At 46.2% G+C, this 19,554-nt stretch carries 17 protein-coding genes; 2 read left to right on the top strand and 15 right to left on the bottom strand.

All coding sequences use genetic code 11. The annotated features are described in order from the left end of the window. The first annotated feature begins 66 nt into the window (after nt 1-66). Nucleotides 67-807, top strand: coding sequence for a GTP pyrophosphokinase (locus BFJ94_RS23905; protein ID WP_120464850.1), 741 nt, complete (start codon nt 67-69; stop codon nt 805-807). 111 nt (nt 808-918) lie between these two features. On the opposite strand, the gene BFJ94_RS23900 is transcribed toward BFJ94_RS23905, so the two are convergent. The 8 genes from BFJ94_RS23900 to BFJ94_RS23865 all read right to left on the bottom strand — a co-directional run bounded on the left by BFJ94_RS23900 (nt 919) and on the right by BFJ94_RS23865 (nt 9,289). Beyond that, entirely contained in the window at nt 919-1,641 is a 723-nt protein-coding gene (locus BFJ94_RS23900; RefSeq protein WP_120464849.1) for a 5'-methylthioadenosine/adenosylhomocysteine nucleosidase, read from the bottom strand. A gap of 10 nt (nt 1,642-1,651) precedes the next feature. Beyond that, the gene (locus BFJ94_RS23895; protein ID WP_068782655.1) at nt 1,652-2,500 is read right to left on the bottom strand and encodes a MetQ/NlpA family ABC transporter substrate-binding protein; all 849 of its coding nucleotides are present in this window, start codon (nt 2,498-2,500) and stop codon (nt 1,652-1,654) included. Between the two features lie 113 nt (nt 2,501-2,613). Continuing rightward, on the bottom strand, nt 2,614-3,384 hold the full coding sequence (locus BFJ94_RS23890; protein WP_120464848.1) for an SDR family NAD(P)-dependent oxidoreductase: 771 nt from the start codon (nt 3,382-3,384) through the stop codon (nt 2,614-2,616). 5 nt (nt 3,385-3,389) lie between these two features. Then, on the bottom strand, nt 3,390-3,851 hold the full coding sequence (locus BFJ94_RS23885; RefSeq protein ID WP_068782657.1) for an S-ribosylhomocysteine lyase: 462 nt from the start codon (nt 3,849-3,851) through the stop codon (nt 3,390-3,392). Between the two features lie 92 nt (nt 3,852-3,943). Then, the gene (locus BFJ94_RS23880) at nt 3,944-4,624 is read right to left on the bottom strand and encodes a methionine ABC transporter permease (protein ID WP_068782658.1); all 681 of its coding nucleotides are present in this window, start codon (nt 4,622-4,624) and stop codon (nt 3,944-3,946) included. Then, nucleotides 4,621-5,688 (bottom strand): methionine ABC transporter ATP-binding protein, encoded by a 1,068-nt coding sequence (locus BFJ94_RS23875; RefSeq protein ID WP_068782659.1) that lies wholly within the window; start codon nt 5,686-5,688, stop codon nt 4,621-4,623. The genes BFJ94_RS23880 and BFJ94_RS23875 overlap by 4 nt, the downstream gene beginning before the upstream one ends. Before the next feature lie 1,395 nt (nt 5,689-7,083). Beyond that, nucleotides 7,084-8,256, bottom strand: a complete 1,173-nt coding sequence (locus tag BFJ94_RS23870; RefSeq protein ID WP_120464847.1) for a GNAT family N-acetyltransferase — start codon at nt 8,254-8,256, stop codon at nt 7,084-7,086. Between the two features lie 28 nt (nt 8,257-8,284). Beyond that, on the bottom strand, nt 8,285-9,289 hold the full coding sequence (locus BFJ94_RS23865; protein ID WP_120464846.1) for a hydroxyacid dehydrogenase: 1,005 nt from the start codon (nt 9,287-9,289) through the stop codon (nt 8,285-8,287). Between the two features lie 395 nt (nt 9,290-9,684). Here BFJ94_RS23865 and BFJ94_RS23860 point away from each other — a divergent pair, with 395 nt between their 5' ends. After that, nucleotides 9,685-11,034: an extracellular solute-binding protein gene (locus BFJ94_RS23860; RefSeq protein WP_120464845.1), complete on the top strand. Its 1,350-nt coding sequence runs from the start codon at nt 9,685-9,687 to the stop codon at nt 11,032-11,034. A gap of 105 nt (nt 11,035-11,139) precedes the next feature. Here the strand turns inward: BFJ94_RS23860 and BFJ94_RS23855 are convergent, their stop codons facing one another. The 7 genes from BFJ94_RS23855 to BFJ94_RS23825 form a co-directional block, all read right to left on the bottom strand. Then, nucleotides 11,140-12,201, bottom strand: a complete 1,062-nt coding sequence (locus BFJ94_RS23855) for a BtaManbiosPhlase (RefSeq protein WP_068782663.1) — start codon at nt 12,199-12,201, stop codon at nt 11,140-11,142. Nucleotides 12,202-12,226: 25 nt separating this feature from the next. Beyond that, nucleotides 12,227-13,174, bottom strand: a complete 948-nt coding sequence (locus BFJ94_RS23850; RefSeq protein WP_120464844.1) for an MTP-1 family protein — start codon at nt 13,172-13,174, stop codon at nt 12,227-12,229. An 89-nt stretch (nt 13,175-13,263) separates the two neighbouring features. Beyond that, complete coding sequence (locus BFJ94_RS23845) at nt 13,264-14,922, bottom strand: alpha-glucosidase (RefSeq protein ID WP_229716879.1); 1,659 nt, start codon at nt 14,920-14,922, stop codon at nt 13,264-13,266. A gap of 49 nt (nt 14,923-14,971) precedes the next feature. After that, nucleotides 14,972-15,811, bottom strand: coding sequence for a carbohydrate ABC transporter permease (locus tag BFJ94_RS23840; protein WP_068782665.1), 840 nt, complete (start codon nt 15,809-15,811; stop codon nt 14,972-14,974). Beyond that, nucleotides 15,798-16,676 (bottom strand): carbohydrate ABC transporter permease, encoded by an 879-nt coding sequence (locus BFJ94_RS23835; protein ID WP_229716894.1) that lies wholly within the window; start codon nt 16,674-16,676, stop codon nt 15,798-15,800. The genes BFJ94_RS23840 and BFJ94_RS23835 overlap by 14 nt, the downstream gene beginning before the upstream one ends. Then, nucleotides 16,676-17,992: an ABC transporter substrate-binding protein gene (locus BFJ94_RS23830; RefSeq protein WP_068782667.1), complete on the bottom strand. Its 1,317-nt coding sequence runs from the start codon at nt 17,990-17,992 to the stop codon at nt 16,676-16,678. Before BFJ94_RS23830 ends, BFJ94_RS23835 begins: the two co-directional genes overlap by 1 nt. 525 nt (nt 17,993-18,517) lie before the next feature. Then, nucleotides 18,518-19,546, bottom strand: a complete 1,029-nt coding sequence (locus BFJ94_RS23825) for a LacI family DNA-binding transcriptional regulator (protein ID WP_068782668.1) — start codon at nt 19,544-19,546, stop codon at nt 18,518-18,520. Between the last annotated feature and the right edge of the window lie 8 nt (nt 19,547-19,554).

Here is a 19,554-nt window from a genome sequence, read left to right as displayed (position 1 = left end):
GGTTTTAGACTAGGCTATAATAGAGCTATGCATTTATTAACATTACAATGAAAAGGAAGACCAGTCATGATAGATAATCCAATTGATCAGATGAAGGCTATGCAAAAAAAGCTAACAAGATTCCTAATGATGTATAAATTTGCGCTGCAGGAAGTAGAGACGAAGATCGATATTCTTCAGGAAGAATTCCAATTGCTGCATGATTACAATCCCATTGAACATACCAAGTCCAGATTGAAGACCCCAGAGAGTATTATGAAGAAGCTGTACCGCAAAGGCGGCATCAACTCGCTGGAGAATATTAAGGACACGATTAAAGATATAGCTGGGATTCGGATCACTTGCTCTTTCATCTCGGACATTTACCGGATCAGCGATATGCTGCAAAGCCAGAAGGATCTGACGACGGTCGCGGTCAAAGATTATATTAAGAATCCGAAGCCCAATGGGTATAAAAGTCTGCATCTGCTCGTCGAGGTTCCCGTATTCATGTCCGACCGGGTAGAGCCGGTCTGTGTGGAAATTCAGATCCGTACGATTGCCATGGATTTCTGGGCCAGTCTGGAGCATAAAATCTTCTATAAATGCAACGAGTCCGTGCCCGATGAGCTGCTGAAGGATTTGAAGTTGGCGGCCGATACTGCCTATGAGCTCGATCAGAAGATGGAGCAGCTTCATCGCGAAGTGAATCAGATCAAGCTGGCTCACCATTCTGAGACGAACTTTATTAATGAGCTGTTAATTAATAACGAGAAGTTCAAGATACCCGACCATCTGCTGAAGCTAGCCTTAGAGGAAGGCAAATAAGAGGATTCAAGATAAAGCCTGCAGATCTGCAGGCTTTATCGCTTAACATCAGTTGTGACACAGGGGCTACTCTAATGCCCTCACCTAGGGCTTACCGTTGCAGAAGCTCGCTCAGCTCCCGACATAGACCGACTGAAGCTGCTGAACCAGCAGATCGGTAAAGTGCGCGGCATGTGTGGCCACATCATCGAGATGATCATCGAAGCTGTTGGCCGTTACATCACCATGCCCGGCGATATCCGATACGGCCTTCACGGCTAATACCGGGATTCCATACTGCGCGGCAGCCTGTACAATGCCTAAGCCTTCCATATCCGATACCTTGACGGCTGGAAAGGTTGATTTGATGCCTTCCACCCGCTCAGGCTCGCTCATGAATGAATCCAGCGTCAATACTAATCCGAAGTCCAGGGAATACGGAAGCTCAGCCGCTGCCGCCACTTCCTTCGCGTGATCCAGCCAGGCTGCGTCAAGGTCGTATTTCGCTGGCATTTGTGGAACCTGCCCCGGCTCGTAGCCGAAGCAGGTAGCATCGACATCGCCATACATGTATTGTGTAGCGACGACGACATCGCCGACGTTCAGCTTTGCGCCAAACGCGCCCGCCGAGCCGGAATTGAGAATCAGATCCGGCTGATAGCGTTCGATCAGCAGCGTGGTTGCGACGGCAGCGTTCACCTTGCCGATGCCGCTCTCCACGAGGATCAGAGACTGACCACGGTACACCGCTTCCTCAATAATCACCTTGCCTACTTGGGTCCTGGCCGTAATTTGTGCCTGATTGCGAAAAGGAGCCATTTCCTCCTCCATCGCTGTTATGATAGCAATCCGCATAGGGCCCTCTCTATTCTTGCAGATATGAGATCGGCTTATCTACAGGCACCTTCGTGCCGCCGAACTCCTGCTCAATATATTTCTGCGTATCCTCGTTGTGATACAATTCGCCTAACTTCAAAATACCAGGATCATTCTGTTTCTCCGCGGTAGTCGCCAGTATATTGATACTGTTCTTCGTGTCTACGGAGATTTCCTCATGGAACAAAGAGTCCTTCAGCACATTCAAGCCGCCTTCCAGAGCGACCGTATTGCTGATCAACACCAGATCCACGTCTTGAATGACACGCGGGCCTGTTGTATCATCGATCAGCTTGAAATTCAGGTTTTTAGGGTTGTCGACAATATCGCTTGCCGTTCCCGTCCCCAGATCAAAACCATCCTTCAGCTTGATCAATCCGGCAGCCTGCAGCAGGCTTAAACCTCTGGCCGTATTGGCCGGGTTGTCCGCCAGGGCTACAAGAGCACCGTCCGGAACTTCCTGAATATCCTTAATCTTCTGTGAGTAGATGCCCATTGGTTCAAGATAAGTAGTCGCTACCGCTACCAGGTTGGCATTGCTGTCTTTATTGTAGCTGACGAGGTAAGCCCACGATTGAAAAGCATTCACATCGACTTCGCCCTCTTTGGTCGCGTTATTCATCTCAACGCCGCCATTGATTTCCTTAACAACAATATTCAGCTTGGCGTCCTTGGCCGCCTGGGATTCAGCAATATGCTTCCAAATCTGAGCGTCAGAGCCCATCGAGCCTACCACGATCTTCTCCCCGTCGCCGGACGACTTGCTTCCGCAGCCTGCAACCACCAGCATCAATACCAATCCGAGCGCGAGGCCACCCCACAGCTTTCTTTTACTCATTTGATCTCTCCCCCTTTATATCTTCATAAGTTGAACCCTTCATTGGCGTGGATGAAGTCATCCCGAGTTGATCTATCCTAGTGCATTATCTATTTCTAGTGCATAGTTTATTTCTAGTGCATAGTCATGCCGCCGGTTACGTTGATCGCTTGTCCTGTCATATAGGAAGACAAGGGACTTGCCAGGAACAATACAACATTGGCAACATCCTGAACCTCGGCGGTTCTCCCCAGTGGAACCTGAGAGCAGTCCTCTGCATAGATCTCCTCGGCGGTCATCCCGCGGATGATTCCGCCCTCGATCCGCTCCCGATGTTTCATCGGGGTCTCCACAATCCCAGGACATACCGCATTTACCAGGATGTTATTTCGCGCCAGTTCAATTGCCATGACCTTCGTCAAGCCCAGAACCGCGTGCTTGGATGCACAATATCCGCCCATCGCCCGATAACCGTTCTTACCGGCCTGCGAGGCGATCTGGATGATCCTTCCCGGCTTTTCAGCATCGACCATCGCCTTTGCAAATATTTTGTATACCAGGTATAACCCCGTGGAGTTAATCGAGAATACCTTTTCCCAATCCTCCAGTTTGCTGTCAATTACATAATCCATGGTGGAAGTGCCTGCACAGTTTACGACAATATCCGGAACACCGGCCTGTTCCAGAACAAGCCGGGACCAGCGTTCTATATCCTCTGATTTGGACAGATCCAGGCGGGACTCAAACAACTGTCCATCTACTCCCTTATATTCCTCGTCATAAGCAAGATCGGCGGATATGACTCTGGCGCCGCTTTGCAGCAAAATTTGCACGATGCCACGCCCGATTCCCGATTTTCCGCCGGTTACAACCGCCGTCTGATACGATAAATCCAGCGTAATCATAGGCTTTACAGTACTCTCTCAAACGGGTCTCTACTAATTCCGGCATCCAATACAATCTTTGCATACTCCTGTGCGGAGAAGAGGGAGTGATCCTTGTAATTGCCGCATTCCAGTGCGGATACAGCCGGAACCTCTGTCGTTTCCAGTACACGCTTCAGCGTTCTTTCCAGTGCGGAGGCGATCTCTTCCGGATCATGCTCATTCCAGAGAATCAGATAATAACCCGTTCTGCATCCCATTGGAGAAATATCGATAATCCCTTGAACCTCGTCTCTCATATACGTAGCGAGCAGATGCTCAAGCGTATGAAGCGCCGCAGTAGGAATCGCGTCTTTATTCGGCTGCAGGAAGCGCAAATCGTATTTTTGTACCGTGCTGCCCTTCTCATCATGCTCAAGCCCTGCTGCCCTGACATAAGGCGCCTTTACGATAGTGTGGTCCAATTGAAAACTTTCTACTTTTGCCATTGTTCTTCAGTCCTTTTTTTGTAGTGTTATATATTTCATTCAGTACTCCGCTAGAAGCGGCATACTGTATAAACCGCTGTTAAGCTCTCGTGTTAATGCGTTGACTTTTTGGTAAAATAATCGCCGATGAATTGGCAGACGAATACTAGAATCAAGATCAAAATTGTAGCTACGAGCGTAATATCGGACTGGAACCGATTGTACCCCTTATTGATCGCCAGGCTGCCCAAGCCGCCCGAGCCAATCGCTCCAGCCATCGTCGTAAGTCCGATCAGGTTGATAATCGTCACCGAGGAAGCGCGGATAATTCCGGTCAGACCTTCCTTCAAATATACGCGAAAAATAATCTCAATCGGCCCCGATCCCATGGATTGTGCTGCTTCCACGATTCCGGGATCGACCTCGACCAGCGCATTCTGGATTTGCCTTGCATAGAAAGGCACGATACCGATGACCAAGGGTACGATTGCGGCATTCATGCCGATCGATGTCCCCGTAATAAGACGGGTCAGCGGCACGACAACCGCGATAAGAATGATGAACGGAATGGATCTGAACAGGTTAATAATTTTCTCCAGAACACTGTACACCAGCTTGTTCTCCAGAATCCCTCCCCGGTCTGTAGCGACGAGGACAACGCCGAGCAGTATCCCGAATAACACGGAAAATGACGAGGTAACGACCACCATGTAAATCGTCTCATAAGTACTTATCAGGATATCCTCTCTTAAATTCCAGATGTTAGGGAAATACTTTGTAAAAAACTCACTCATACAGGCTCACCTACCTTTCTGTCCTCAAGAAGTCGGGAATCGATAGTTTCAACATCGACCTGGGCTGCCTGCAAATAGAGTAGAGCTTCCTCCAGATCGCCAGGGGAGCCTGACAGAACCACAATCAGATTGCCGATCGGCGTCTGCTGTAAAATCTCTACATTTGCGAACAGAATATTCGTCTTCACTCGATACCGGGCGGTAAGCTCGGAAATAACCGGTTCGCTTGTGCTATCGCCGATGTAGGAAATCTTGCACAGCATATCGTTATCCTTCAGATGAACGAGAGACGGATGGAGCGTAAGCTTCTCCAGCGTCTGATCGATATGGGTAGCTGTATTGATGAAATCGCGAGTCAGCGTATTTTGCGGGCGGCTGAAGATCGAGACGATATCGCCTTGTTCCACAATTCTTCCGGCCTCCATCACGGCCACCTTGTTGCAGATCTCCTTCACGACCTGCATTTCGTGCGTAATAATGACGATCGTCAGACCCAGCGTCTGATTCAATTTCTTCAGCAGCTCGAGAATAGATAGCGTCGTCTTTGGATCCAGAGCGCTGGTCGCTTCATCGCATAGCAAGATCTCCGGATCATTAGCCAACGCCCTTGCTATAGCTACCCGTTGCTTCTGCCCCCCTGACAATTGGGAGGGATAGGCATTCAGCTTATCCGATAAGCCTACCAATTCCAGCAATTGCTTAACCTTCCGATCTCTCTCGGTCTTGGATAGCTTGGAGCTTTTCAATGGATAGTCCACATTGTCATAGATCGTTCTGGAGTTCATCAGATTAAAATGCTGAAAGATCATCCCGATTTTCTTCCTTGCCGAGCGCAATTCCTTGGGCTGCAGGGCCAGCAGATCGCGGCCATTCACCTCAACGGTTCCTGCCGTAGGCCGCTGCAGCAGATTAATCACACGGACCAGCGTACTCTTCCCAGCCCCGCTATAGCCGACAATGCCATACACATCTCCCGCATCAACGTGTAAGCTGACATCCCGAACGGCGGTTACTGACTGCGATCCCGTTTCGAAGGTAACTTGAATATTGGATAAAGTAATCATGATGCCCAACCCTTTCTAGACTTCTTTGCACTCTCAGCATTTTCCGAAAAATTTATTTCTGTCATTTTACATCAGATTACTCGGAATTACTACTAAAATTTTTTACTCCCTGGGAAATTGGGCTGTGAGCGGCGCTTTTCTTTTCTCCAACCGCCCCACTCACCCAGCGTCGTTCCAATTCGACGGATGGTAGACAAACAGCTTCGTCGGCAGGCGGGACATCGACATGGTACTCCCCCCGCAGAAGCAGGCTCTCTATCTCCTTTCTGCGGAGGTCTGGCAGCGGGGCATCATCAGAACTTAGGATATCCTGGGGCGCGGGGGATCATCGTATCTTAGTTCTGCTGAGGTCCTGGGGCGAGGTATCATGGAACCTTAGTTATGCTGAGGTCCTGGGGGCGGCGTATCATCAAAAGTTACGGCTCCCTTCTGGCTATCCTCTCCCTAACGGAAATACATGCCGCTATTTCGCCAAAATTACAGCCTAGCAGAATCTAACGGAAATAGAGTACCTTATTTTGCGTTTTATCGCCCTTTTTCAGCTCCATTGAAGCAAATAACGCCTCACATTTCCGTTAGAAAATTAATTACCCTCTTTTCTCGCAAATAAGGGCTTGGAGTTCCGTTAGAAATAAGTGTGCGAGCTGCTTAAGCGACCTATCCTCTGCGAAGATACCGCGGGCACACCATCGATCTTAGTTTTGCGGCAGCCCTGGGGAGCGAGATTTCAGCAAATCTTAGTTCCGCGGAGGTCCTGGGGGCGGAGGTATCATCGAAACTTAGTTCTTCGGCAGCCCTGGGGGGCGAGATTTCAGCAAATCTTAGTTCTGCGGTAGCCCTAGGTGCGGCTATCATCGAACCTTAGTTCTGCGGCAGCCCTAGGTGCGGCGTATCATTGAAACTTAGTTCTGCGGGAATCCCGGGTGCGGCGTATCATCGTACCTTAGTCCTGCGGAGATCCTGGGGCTCGGCGTATCATCAAAAGTTACGGCTTCCTCCTGATTCCTCCTCTCCCTAACGGAAATACATGCCGCTATTTCGCCAAAATCACGGCCTGGCAATATCTAACGGAAATAGAGTACCTTATTTTGTGTTTCTCGCCCTTTTTCAGCTCGATTGAAGCAAATAACGCCTCACATTTCCGTTAGAAAATTAATCACCCTTTTTTCCCGCAAATAAGGGCTTGGAGTTCCGTTAGATGTACGAAACGACGGCGAACTGTTTAAGCGATCTCTATCCAACAATTGGGGCAAAAAACAACTTCTTAATGTGGTTTGGCCGACCGCCGTCATACAGCAATGCACCGCGCGCTGGGAGCTGCGCGCGGTGCGAAAAGTTGAAAGCTCAACCTCAAAGTTGTTTTTATGCTTTCCAGATCATTTTATGGCTTCCAAGTCAGCAGATATCCAATGACGGGATATACAAAGGCAGTGGCAACCAGCCCGAAGGAAGGTTCAATGGCCGTGTTGTCTGCTTCCCGTTCGTATATTCGCTTAACGGAGAGAAAAACAGAGCAGTGGCCTCCCGTTTCGTCAGGGTCATTTGCGCCTGGATGTCTGTAGGGTCAGGATCATATTTGTTCACGACGACCTGATTATTTTGCACAACGATTTCTACAATGTCAGAGCCTTCAATTCCAAGTACAATACGGCCGTCCTGCAGCATCCTGCTCTGCGCTTTGCATCTCAAGAACGCCTCGATCACCGAGGGATAATCCATAATATGATAATTATATTCAAAGCTAGTTCTATACCAGTCGCATACATCGCCTAATAAGGCGATCTTCCCAAGATCATAGGGAGGAACCGTAAAATGAAGCTCGTCAAGCCCTCTCTCTGCACTCAGCGCTTTGCTAACTACCGGCAGCAGAGTAGGGTCAATCATTTCAAGCTCATGTACGCCGTTACCCTCTTTAGACAAGACCACATATCCAATAAACTTGCTATTCTCTAAAATAAGCAGCGGCTCTGCTTTCCATGTTCTCAAAATAGTGACAAACTGCCCCTTGGTTCGAGCCCCGTTGACGACCCCTTGCTGATACAACTGATAAGCATCATCAAGCTGCGAACTATCATCAAACAAAGGTTCAAAGCGAATTCCGCTTGAATCCAGCCCTTTGTATTTATGGCGAATATTATCTGAGGTTAACGTAAATTCAAGCTTGATCCCTGCCGGCTCATAGCCAAAAAACTCATACCGCTGGCGTTGACCACCAAGAACACTCATGGAATAACCCTGCGCCTTCATGTCTTCCACTGCCATGTTCATCAGCTTCTGCATATAGCCTTTGCCACGCGAACGCGGATGCACGGATACGGAACCGATGCATCCAACCTTCAATGGTATGCCTGCTACATTGCAGGTAACCGGCAGTACGCAGACCATCGCCTTGATCTTCCCATTCTCTTTGACCAGATAGTGATACTTCTGCGTATCGGCTCCATCACTATAGAGTTTTGGAACCAATTGAGCAAAATCATGTGGTCCCGAATTTTTACTAAAAACCATATCCGCAAAGTCTATAATATCCTGAGCATCCTCCGGCGCACCCTTGACGAATACCTCCATCCTTATCCCTCCTATTTATCTCTAATCTCTAATGGGTCGACATCTTGGCCGCATAGGCGCGATCGATTTCGCACTTCATAGGCTTGTTTAGCAAAAAGAGCTTAATATCTCCAATTACTGAGCGAGTTACGATCAAACGTCGGTCAATCGTTGGCCCACCCATATGCGGCATTAAAATAGCATTCCTCATTTCTAACAGCTTATGATCAGCCGGCAGCGGCTCAACTTCGTATACGTCAAGTACCGCATGAATCTTCTCCTTCACAAGCACTCTGCACAAAGCTTCTTCATCGATGACAGCTCCGCGTGCCGTGTTAATAAGAAGAGCACCTTCAGGCATCATATTAAGCAGTTCTTCTGTAATCAGATGATAATTTTCCTGTGTCATGCCGCTATGAATAGAGACGATATCGCAGGTCGAGAATATTTCAGGGAGCTCCGCCTTCTCCATATGATGCTTCGTCAATTCCTCCTGAGAAATATGACGAGAGAACACCTTGATCTTGACGTGGAACGGCTTCAGCATCTCAACAACCATCTTCGCGATCATGCCATAGCCTACCAAGCCTACCGTCTTATCTAACAGCCCTTTATTATAGAAGCCTGATGGCCAGATTCCCCGCTTCAAATCGCCGGAATAACGCGGAATATCCCTCAAAGATGCCAATGCATAAGCAATTACACTCTCTGCTACCGACTCGGCGAACACTTCATTGCCGCTTACCACACGAATCCCGCGATCATATGCCGCATCCGTAACATAGGGTCTAACGGAACCGCCTGTATGTGCAATTAGACGAAGCTTATTGGCGTGATTTAATACTTCTTCGTCAAAAGTCACCGTCCCCCAGCCTGTAACGCAGATATCGACATCCTTGATTTTCTCACATATTTGGAATTTGGTATATTGTGCTGTGCTATCATTCCAGATGACCTCGCCGATCTCTTCCAGCTTCGATTTTAAATCTTCATTGAAGAAGGTATCAAAGATTTCGCCCTTCGGCATCGTGACAAGAATTTTCAATGCTTCCATATTGGAACGCCGCCTTTCTATGATTCATCCACGAATATTCACACTTGAGGTGAGAACACATCCGCCACTATGAACCAGATGTATAACATAATAATTCCAGAAACCTGCATTAAACAGGCTATAACCCTCCTTTGTCATTATAAGAATAAAATATATCATTAATTTCAATCACATAATTATGTTGCTTATCTGGTTCACAACAGATTATAATCTAAGTTAGAAAACGCTGTCAATTGTAATTTGAACACAAGAACCATATTAGTGTCGCGGACGCTCAGCCTTGAATTTGCCTCGATCGCTATTCGTATCAAAAGTGGACTTTTTGACCTTTCTTTAGAAATGATATAATTAATCATTTGATAATAAGGTATTTATTGGAATAGAGGTGTATAGAAATGACGGAAGGTCCCAAGCGCTCTACCTTTAGAAGACGTTATGAGGAAATGCTGGCTTCATTAAGGAACGAAATCATAACCGGAATTTGGGCAGAAGGAAGCTTTCTCCCCTCCGAGAACGATATAGCCGAGCGGTTTCAATTAAGCAAGAACTCCGTACGCAAGGGATTGGATCTACTGGTATCTGAAGGGTTCATTGAGAAAATACCGCGCGTAGGAAATCGTATTCGGCAAGCACCTGCCGGGGTATCCATTAAATTCGGATATTATCCCTCGCTTTTCGAGGAAGCTGATCTCAAGGCATTGGTGGACGAATTTCATAAGCAGCATCCGCTGATCCGCGTCACTATGATCCCGATGCCCTCAAGCCACGCGAAACCAACGATGCGAGATTTTATGGAGACCGATGACATTGATGTAATGGCGATTAACAATCAGAATTTTGAGCTGTTTGCAGAGTCTGACAGCCCACCTGAGCTATTAGAGCCGCTGCAGCCGATAGAAGGGGTCTATCCGGTCTTGACGGAACCTTTTATGCGTGATGGGAACTTATATGTACAGCCCTTCTTATTCTCGCCGATCATTCTTTGCTACAATAAACAGCATTTCTCTGAGAAGGGACTAGCGGAACCAGACAGCAGCTGGACATGGGATACCGTCAAAAAAACCGCGAAGTTACTCGCCGAAGGTACAGTTCGCCACGGGTTCTTCTTCCACTATTTATCCGATAATCGCTGGCCTATCTTCCTGCTGCAGAATAACGTCCGCTTTCATCGCAGCAACGGTGAGGACAAGCAGCTGAACCTTGATGAAGCCGCGCTTACCGAGAGTTTGCAGATATCTAAGGAACTGCTCGATCAGGTTTTTCCGCCGTTCAGATCGGAGAATGATGACGATGCTGAGATGCTATTTTGCCAGCAGAAGGTGTCGATGATCCTGACGTCTTACTTCTGCCTGAACAAGATCAAGGACGTCGATTTCTCCTATGATATATCGCCGCTGCCCTATCTGGGCACGCCCCGGACTCTGGTCATTGCCATCGGCCTGGCGATTCACAGGAACTCCAGGAATAAGCAGGCAGCTCAAGCCTTTATTAACTTCATGATGTCTGACAACACCCAGCTGACCATTCGGCAAAATACATTAAGTATCCCTAGCCTCAAAAGCGCGGCGGAATGGAATGGACATGGAAAGGTTAAGCTGCCATCACGTTATTTCGTCTATCGCGAGATTTTCCCCAGCTTCTGCTACCACACTGCGCTAAACGTCACTTATTCAGAGCTTGGAGACATCCGCCAGCGTATCAAGCTCTACCTGTCCAGGATGGAAGGGCTGGATGTGTTCTCTTAAGATTATAAAAGTACAGGTTGCTATCCGTTTAAACCTAAAACCCCACCAGAGATATGGTGGGGTTTGTTCTAAGCCGGCGTCCCTTATTGATCAGCGCCGTATATTTTATTCAAATTTTAAGCTGTCGAGAATTTCTTGTACGCTAAGTTCGGCACATGCCATCGATGTATCAGATACACCGTAATACATTCTCACAACATCGCCATGAACAGCAGCTCCGCAGGAAAAGACAACATCGCCGAAGAAGCCCTTCTTTTCATAATCAGCTTCTGGCATCATAATCGGCTGCTCAGAGCGGGCAAGCACCTTGGATGGATCGTTCAGATCCAATAGGAGCGCACCCATGCAATAGCGATGATCCAGTGTTGCGCCATGATAAAGTTCCAGCCAGCCCTTCTCCGTCTTAAATGGAACTGCGCCTCCGCCCATTCGGCCGCTATCCCACATGCCTTCACGAAGACCTGCCAGGTGCTTGTGGTTGCCCCAATACAGCAAATTGTCAGATTCAGCGATCCACATCTCCGGATTGCCAGTACTCCTCGTCGTGGGACGATGCAGCGCATAGAATTTACCGTTAATCTTCTCCGGGAAGATCAATACATCCTTGTTGTCAGGTCCAAAAATCATGCCATGGTGAGTCAAGTTTATGAAATCCTTCGTCGATACCATCGATTCGCCAACACCAACCGGAGATACAGCGGAGAAGTAAATGTAATACGTATCCCCGATTTGGGTCACACGCGGGTCCTCGATCCCAAACGTCTCAAGGGACTGGGATGGATATACCAACGGTTCGTCGTCAATTGTAAAGCGATGCCCGTCCTTGCTGCGAGCAATACGGATATATGATAAGCTGGTCAAATAATCGAACGTCGCGCTCTTCGATACATTGCGAATAACGCGTGGATCGGAGAAGTCATATCGCTTGTCATCCTTACGCAATTCGATAATATCAAGCTGCTTCGTTTCCACATTATATACAGGAGCTTTCACAATCATCGAATCCTTGCTGATAGGACGTTCTGCCACACGAAGCAACAATAAAATCTCTCCATTGTATTCGGCAACGCCTGCATTGAATGCGCCAATGACCTCAAAATCATCCCGATGCGGCCTAACATCGGCAGGTGTTATCAGTGGGTTCTCTTCGTATCTATAGATATTCATGGTGTCTCGTACTCCAATCCTAAGCTTAATTTTGCTCAAATTTCAAAAATGGATCAGCAATTGTCAAGCGATGCGCTTCAGCATCACTGATACCCGCATACAAATCAGCTGTTCCATCCGCTTTTCGCACCAATCCACCACTGAATACAACCTCGACCAAATCCGGACGCTTCGTTGCACCTGGAAGGAACTTGTTACGAGTCGCTATCAGTTCAATGTCAGAATACTCTCCTGTTGCAGGATCGAGCGCAAATATCATCGGATAATAATAACGATTTCCTTCATCATCAAACGAGGCAAAATGACCAAGAACGCCAACAAGTCCATTTTTCAAGATATGAAGTTCATTGGCTCCGCCCCATTCCTCATCAACAAATTGATCTTGAAGCAGCGGGGCGTCATTCACCAGTGCGATCGACAGCTCTTGGAGGCTCCTGGCTGTTGTGAAGCCAATCTTCCCGCGTCCACCTTTCTCTCCTTGAGGGCGAGTAAATACGCCGATTTCTCCATTGGAAAGCTCCACTAGACGAAGATCCTTCATGGCATCCGGACCAACAAAAAATGGGGTCAATTGCTGAATGCTTCTCCCTTTGTAGAACACCGTCCGCCACATCAACGCATTTTTTTGTGTAGGATGCGGAAATATCTGAACACCGCCTAGAACAAGCTCACCATGAATAAAAGTGAAAAATGGATCCTGAAGGGTAAATACAGGCGCACCTTCGCGGGGCACCCAATCCCCACCCTTTTCAACAAAGAAATGAATTTCAGAATGTTCGCTGTCCCTGGATTCCACACGGCCTGCAATAACCAGTTCGCCCTGGTCTTCAAAAGGAGCCGTAATGTTATATACATCCTTGTTACCTACACCAGTAAAGCTCAGTTTTACTGGGTCTTTGGCCAGTGAATCCTTCGCCTGGTACTCCTTCAATAACGTTTCACATGTTTTCACATCGGATTTATACAATGCCATGGTGGATTTCTCCCTTTCCTATCCTGTTTTCGTTGCTCTTTACCCTTGCTATATCAATGAAATAACTAAAATAAGATCAATATAAAAACTTATTTACGGCTGATCCATACTGCGCCAGTATGACCCTGCAATATGATCTTGCTATCTGTTTGGTCATCCTCCAGAGGCTGTGAGGCAATTGCAAATTGAAGCGAAAGGTTCTCCACTTCGGCCAGGCTTATTTCCACAGACTCTGCTCCAAAATTGAGCGCAACAAATGATACGTCTTCTGATATATTTTTCGTATAAATCAACGTATTACCTCTACACTCGATATTGGAGTAGCCCCCTTCAGCAAGCGAGGGATGATCTTTACGAAGCATTAGCAGTTGCTGATAATAAATATAGATCGAATCCAATTTTGTCCGCTCAGCCTCTATATTAATCTGATTATGGCCCGGTCCCATCGCGATCCACGGCTTCACATTAGAGAAGCCTCCATATTCGCTTCCGTCCCACTGCATCGGGGTACGCGATTTGTCACGGCTCTTCTCATTCGCGCGTCGAAGCGCTTCTTCTTCCGACAACCCTTCTGCTTTTGCCAACTGATAATGCGTTAGCCCTTGAATATCCCTCATATCCTCAATACAAGGGCAGTAATAATCCCTCATCCCGACCTCTTCTCCGTAATAAAGGAAAGGGACACCCTTACCTGTAAGCATAAAGGTTGCCATCAGCTTTGCGCGAAGCACTTCAAGTTCAGGATTCCCTTCGCCAAAACGGCTAATATGCCTTGCCATATCGTGACTGCTGAAAAACAAGGTCGGAACCTGATCTGGGCGATGTACCTGTTCCATCAGAAGAATTTGATCCATCAGCTGGTTCGGCTGATAGTGCTCCTGACTACCCAGGTTGAAGTTAAACACAACATCAAGAAGACCATTCCCACTATACCGCTTCAGGAGCGACATATCCTCAGAACCTACTTCACCAACCATAAAGACCCCTTCACGCTGATGAACGAATTCGCAAATTTCTCGAATCGTATCCAGAATTCCGTCCTGATCCTTGTCATATCGATGATCCTGCTCTCCATTGTCCTGATACGGATTGTCTGGGAATTGAGCGGACACTTTCAAAAAGTTAATGACATCAAGGCGGAATCCATCTACGCCCTTATCCAACCAGAAGCCCATCACTTCCTTCATGGCTTCTCTGACTTCTGGATTTGCCCAGTTCAAATCGACTTGTTCCTTTGCGAACGCATGATAGTAATACTGTCCGCTTGCTTCGTCATAGTCCCAGGCCGGACCCCCAAAGAAAGACTCCCAGTTGTTCGGCATGCCTTCATCTACAGGGTCTTTCCAGATATACCAATCACGCTTGGGATGGTCCTTAGAAGATTTGGACGCTTGGAACCACGGGTGTGAGGAAGAAGTATGGTTCAATACAAGATCCACGATGACGCGGATATTACGCTGATGAGCGGCTTCTATAAAAGCATCAAAGTCCTTCATCGTTCCATAGTCAGGATCCATGTTGTAATAATCCGCAATATCGTAGCCGTTATCCACTTTTGGCGACTTGTAGAACGGGGTTAGCCATATGCCGTCGGTCCCTAATGTCTTTAGATCATCCAGCTTCGAAGTTATCCCCACAAAATCACCCACGCCGTCTCCGTTGCCATCGCAAAAGCTTGGCATGTAAATCTCATAGAAAACAGTACGGCGCCACCACAAAACCTTGGAATCTATCTCCGCTGCTCCCACAATACCACCTCATGCTATGCTCATCAGGATGAAAAATAATGGCACCCTATTATTTAAGACTAAACTGCATGCCTTCCTTGAACTTCTTACCAAAGATCGCAAACATGATGATAATCGGAACCGTAAGAATTACGGATGCTGCATACAAAGGACCCGGATAGCTTCCATAAGGTCCGAACATTTGGGATAAGAGTACGTTCAGGGTCAGCATATTATCACTGCGCACAACAAGCATATCCCATAGGAGTTCTGTCCAACGTTCCATCAGCAAGAATAAGAAGATGACAGCTGTGATAGACCTCGACATCGGCATCATAATTCGATACAGAATCTTGAAATCAGAGGCCCCATCAAGCTTTGCCGCTTCAATGAATACAGTAGGAATTGCCTTGAAGAAGTTGGTGTACATAAAGATCGCCCATAAGCTGACAGCCTTTGGAATGATCATAGCCCAGTACGTATCATACAGCCCCACCTTTTGAATCACGAGAAACTGAGGGATGAGCAGTATAATCGCCGGAAAGAACATGTGGAACAATACAAAGTTATTCACCGTATCGCGTCCTCTGAAATTCAGCTTGGACAGCGCATATGCTACCATGACACCAAACAACATCATAAGAGCCGTAGATGCCAAGGACACAAGAATACTGTTAAAAAATGAGTTCACCCATGGTCTGGCAATACCAACTTCTCCACCCGTGAACAACCATCCATATGATTTCAACGTAAATTTCGAGGGTACAAGCTGCTTATCAATCTGTGTCCAATCTGCAAAGGAGTTAAGCACCATATACAGGTAAGGGTAGACCATTACAAGCAACAGCGCTGTCGCAACAATATATCGGATTGAAAGACGAAGTTTGCTTTTTCTTTTAGACCCAACCATTTCGCTTACCCCAACTTTCCAGAAGTTTTCTAATCACGAAAATGGAGATAAAGGTCACTACAGACGCCAGGATAGCAATTGCGGATGCATATCCTGCTTGCAGATTCGTAAAGGCCTGATTGTAGATCTCCATCTGCCATGTATTCGTTGCATAGTTTGGCCCACCGCCTGTTAACTGGTACACCTCTGTAAATATTCCGAAAGTGACCCCAAAGGATAATATTAAGGTTGTATAGAGAGCTGGGTATAACAGCGGCAACGTAATTTTCCAGAACCGCTGACGATCCGTAACACCATCAATCGCGGCAGCTTCATACACTTCACGATCAATACTCTCAAGACCTGAGGTTAGTATGAGCGCATAATAACCGGTAAATTTCCAGGCCAGAATAATTCCTACAATAGCAAGGGCTGAGATAGGTGATCCAAGCCAGTCAATATCCCAACCAAAGGTATTGCGCAAAAATTGATTTACAGGGCTGTTATAAGACAAAAAGCCTTTGGCAATCAGAGAAGATACAACCCCTGAAGATAGATATGGCAAGAAGAAGCCAATCAGATACAAGCTCTTTAACTTTGGCAACCCCTGTACCAATACAGCTACTGCCAAAGACATCACAGTAACAAGTGGCACAAATAGCAGCATGAACTTATACGTAACCCAGAACGAAGATTGTACACCCGGTGATGCCAATGCCTTCGCAAAGTTTTTGAACCCCACAAAATCATACGTCGGTGCTATCAAGTCCCAATTTGTAAAGGCAAGATAGAACGACCAGACGAGCGGGCCCAGGAAAAATATAAGTCCAAAAATAAGGTAGGGACTGGCAAAGAGCCAGCCCAACCGATTATTTTGTTTATTGATCATTGCTGAAGTTCCCCTTCAATGGCTTTCTTCATATTATTCCAAGCCGTCTGCGGATCAATTTCGCCACGAACAATTTTGTTAAAAGCTTCTGAACCAATCAACGTTTGCAGTTCATTAAAGCGTGGATTATCAATAGAAGGAACTGCCTTGGATACAGCTTCTGCAAAAGGTCCAAGCTCTGGCTTCTCTGCTATGACATTTTTGAACTCTTCAAGCTCCATCAAGTCGTCACGCGCAGGAGGCAAGTTTGTTTTTTGGAACCAAGCAACATCATTGGCACTATCGGAATATACCCATTTGAGGAATTCTGCAGCAGCCTCTTGTTTATCTTTCGGAGCGCTTGCAAAGATCACAAGCCCCTTCGCATCGGCATAAGTCTTGGAATCAGCCGGATCCATATTGTCTGGTACCGGAGGCAACGTAAGATCATAGTTTTCTTTGTATTTCAATTCAGGATATTTTTCTTTCCACATATCAAACGTCCATGGACCGATATCGGTGAACACACCCAAGCCTGTTTCAAATGGGTCTGTTGCCTGCTTGGTAAGGACCGCTTTCTCCTTCACAAGATCACTTACAAACGTAAGCATCTCTATACCGGCCTTCTCATCACCTACAAAATTGGAGCCTTCGATAAATTTGTTGCCATCGGAAGCAGCGTTATACATGATGAAGAAATCAAACCAACGCTTCCAGGCCGTAGGATCAGCCAAGTCAGCACCTTTCCCCCACATGAATTTATCAGGGTATTTTGCTTTTAGCTTCTTTGCTGCATCAAGTACTTCACTATATGTTTTTGGCGGCTCATTATAGCCGATTTCCTTAAGAATATCTGTACGCCAGCCGATCAGCATCGGATTGGAGTAGATCGGAAGCACGTATTGATGACCATCAGCAAATTCCCAAGGCTTAATCGTTTCTGCCATGTTGCGTTTTTCAATGATTTCCTTGAATTGTGGCAGTTCTTCAAGTGCGACAAGCGCTTTACTGTTAGACAGCTGAGCGGCGAAGCCACGGTTGATATTTTCGGAAATCGTAGGCGCATTGCCGCCTGCAATTGCCGCCTGAATACTTGCTTCGGAACTTGGAGATTCTTTGATGGCACTTACATTAACTTTCACCTTAGGGTTAACGGCAGCATATTTATCAGCCATTTCCTTCCAGAATACTTGTTGGGGTGGATTTGGCGCTGCCCAGAAATCGATGGAGATTACTCCATCTGCACTTTCAGCACCTCCGCCTTTCGAACATCCTCCAAGTACACTAGCAACCATCGCAGTTAGAGCAAGAATTAGCAAAAGTTTCCTTTTCATGATAGTATAGCCTCCTCATTAATAAAATGCTCTCACTTCATTCCTTTTATCCCTGTATTACAAACAAGATATAGTAACGTTACAAAATTAATTACTATAAATTATTGTAAGCGGTTAAAAACATTATTAAACATAAAATTCCGCTTGTCAAACGTAAATTACCACCATTAATGCTTCTCCAACAAAATATTTTAGTTAGTTTAGACCACCTTCTTATCCTTTTTCATTAAAAAAATTTAGATTATCCATCTATTAGATTATGATCCAAATCCTCATTGTAACATTAATTGTACATTATCATCAAAATAAATCAAGTTACTATAATCACATTTGTAATGTTCTCTGTCATTATTTTAAGGTGACATTTTAAAGTTAGCAGGGCTTATTATAGCTATATTTCTATAAATTTTCCTTAGTAATAGCCCAAAGATAACCTTAAACATTACAAAGGATTATTAATAATTACAGTAAAAGAGCACAAAAAAAGACCGCAGGAATAAATTCCATGCAGTCTGTTCCAAAGCATTATATCAAAACATTTGACTCTCTTGGTCTCGTTGTCGATTCTCTAGCAATCAGCATAGTTGGCAGCAATATTTCCACAAATGGCTCGTGCTTATGATCCATTCTCCAGAATAATTGCTCCACAGCCTTGCGTCCAAATGTCTTCAAATCAATTCCCATCGTCGTAGTTAGTGGTGTAGATAATTGGGACAATTGCCCGTTATCGAAACTGCAAATCGATACCTGCTGCGGAATTTGAAAGCCCTGTTGCTGTAACGTCGAATTTAGAATGAAGCCAAGACCATCGTTAACGCAAAACCAAGCCGTGGGTTGATCAGCAATTGATTTGATGGCATTCATCATATATTCAGTTTGTTCCGTTGCATCCAGCAAGAGCCATTCCTTGCGCATTTCAAGCCCAGCTTCCCGCATCGCGAGTCGGAATCCCTCATATCGTTCATAATAACTTGGAGAAAAATTGATGTCGCCCACAAAACCGATATTCCGATGACCCAGCTCAGTCAGATAATGAATGGCTTCATAGGCTGCGAAGCGATTGTTCGTCAATATGCAATCTGCCTTTACAGCCGGATAATGATGGTCGATCAGTACGGTTGGGAGCCCTTTGGAAATCACCTTATTCATATAAGGTGTACTTAGATGAGAGAGGATAAGTATACCTTCTACACCTTGATTCTCTAATATGGGTGGCAGGATCAGCGCTTCTTCGGATTCTTGGCTAATGGATTGAATTAGCAATTGTTTACCACGCTGTCTCGTCTCTTGCTCCACGCTTAAGTAGATTTCACCAAAAAAGCCCTTTTGGGCAAAAGCAAAGTCGGATGCAATTAAAGCAATATATCCAGACTGATCCGTCTGGCTCTTCTTGCGTCCCGCCTGGTAGATATAACCCATTTGTTCCGCTGTATCAAGAATTAGCTTTCTCGTCTCTTCGCTTACTCCATCCTTGCCGGATATAGCCTGTGATACAGAATTTTTGGAGAGATTGAGCTGATCAGCAATATCTTGCATTGTTACTTTAGATTTCATCAGAGAGT

It is taken from the genome of Paenibacillus aceti (genome assembly GCF_003614185.1).
Lineage (GTDB): Bacteria > Bacillota > Bacilli > Paenibacillales > Paenibacillaceae > Fontibacillus > Fontibacillus aceti.
This window is presented reverse-complemented; position numbering and strand designations above follow the sequence as displayed.

Bases quoted from the DNA above. Each gene is read 5' to 3' on its own strand.
- BFJ94_RS23905 (WP_120464850.1), top strand. From the start codon at position 67: ATGATAGATAATCCAATTGATCAGATGAAGGCTATGCAAAAAAAGCTA.
- BFJ94_RS23900 (WP_120464849.1), bottom strand. From the start codon at position 1,641: ATGCGGATTGCTATCATAACAGCGATGGAGGAGGAAATGGCTCCTTTT.
- BFJ94_RS23895 (WP_068782655.1), bottom strand. From the start codon at position 2,500: ATGAGTAAAAGAAAGCTGTGGGGTGGCCTCGCGCTCGGATTGGTATTG.
- BFJ94_RS23890 (WP_120464848.1), bottom strand. From the start codon at position 3,384: ATGATTACGCTGGATTTATCGTATCAGACGGCGGTTGTAACCGGCGGA.
- BFJ94_RS23885 (WP_068782657.1), bottom strand. From the start codon at position 3,851: ATGGCAAAAGTAGAAAGTTTTCAATTGGACCACACTATCGTAAAGGCG.
- BFJ94_RS23880 (WP_068782658.1), bottom strand. From the start codon at position 4,624: ATGAGTGAGTTTTTTACAAAGTATTTCCCTAACATCTGGAATTTAAGA.
- BFJ94_RS23875 (WP_068782659.1), bottom strand. From the start codon at position 5,688: ATGATTACTTTATCCAATATTCAAGTTACCTTCGAAACGGGATCGCAG.
- BFJ94_RS23870 (WP_120464847.1), bottom strand. From the start codon at position 8,256: ATGGAGGTATTCGTCAAGGGTGCGCCGGAGGATGCTCAGGATATTATA.
- BFJ94_RS23865 (WP_120464846.1), bottom strand. From the start codon at position 9,289: ATGGAAGCATTGAAAATTCTTGTCACGATGCCGAAGGGCGAAATCTTT.
- BFJ94_RS23860 (WP_120464845.1), top strand. From the start codon at position 9,685: ATGACGGAAGGTCCCAAGCGCTCTACCTTTAGAAGACGTTATGAGGAA.
- BFJ94_RS23855 (WP_068782663.1), bottom strand. From the start codon at position 12,201: ATGAATATCTATAGATACGAAGAGAACCCACTGATAACACCTGCCGAT.
- BFJ94_RS23850 (WP_120464844.1), bottom strand. From the start codon at position 13,174: ATGGCATTGTATAAATCCGATGTGAAAACATGTGAAACGTTATTGAAG.
- BFJ94_RS23840 (WP_068782665.1), bottom strand. From the start codon at position 15,811: ATGGTTGGGTCTAAAAGAAAAAGCAAACTTCGTCTTTCAATCCGATAT.
- BFJ94_RS23830 (WP_068782667.1), bottom strand. From the start codon at position 17,992: ATGAAAAGGAAACTTTTGCTAATTCTTGCTCTAACTGCGATGGTTGCT.
- BFJ94_RS23825 (WP_068782668.1), bottom strand. From the start codon at position 19,546: ATGAAATCTAAAGTAACAATGCAAGATATTGCTGATCAGCTCAATCTC.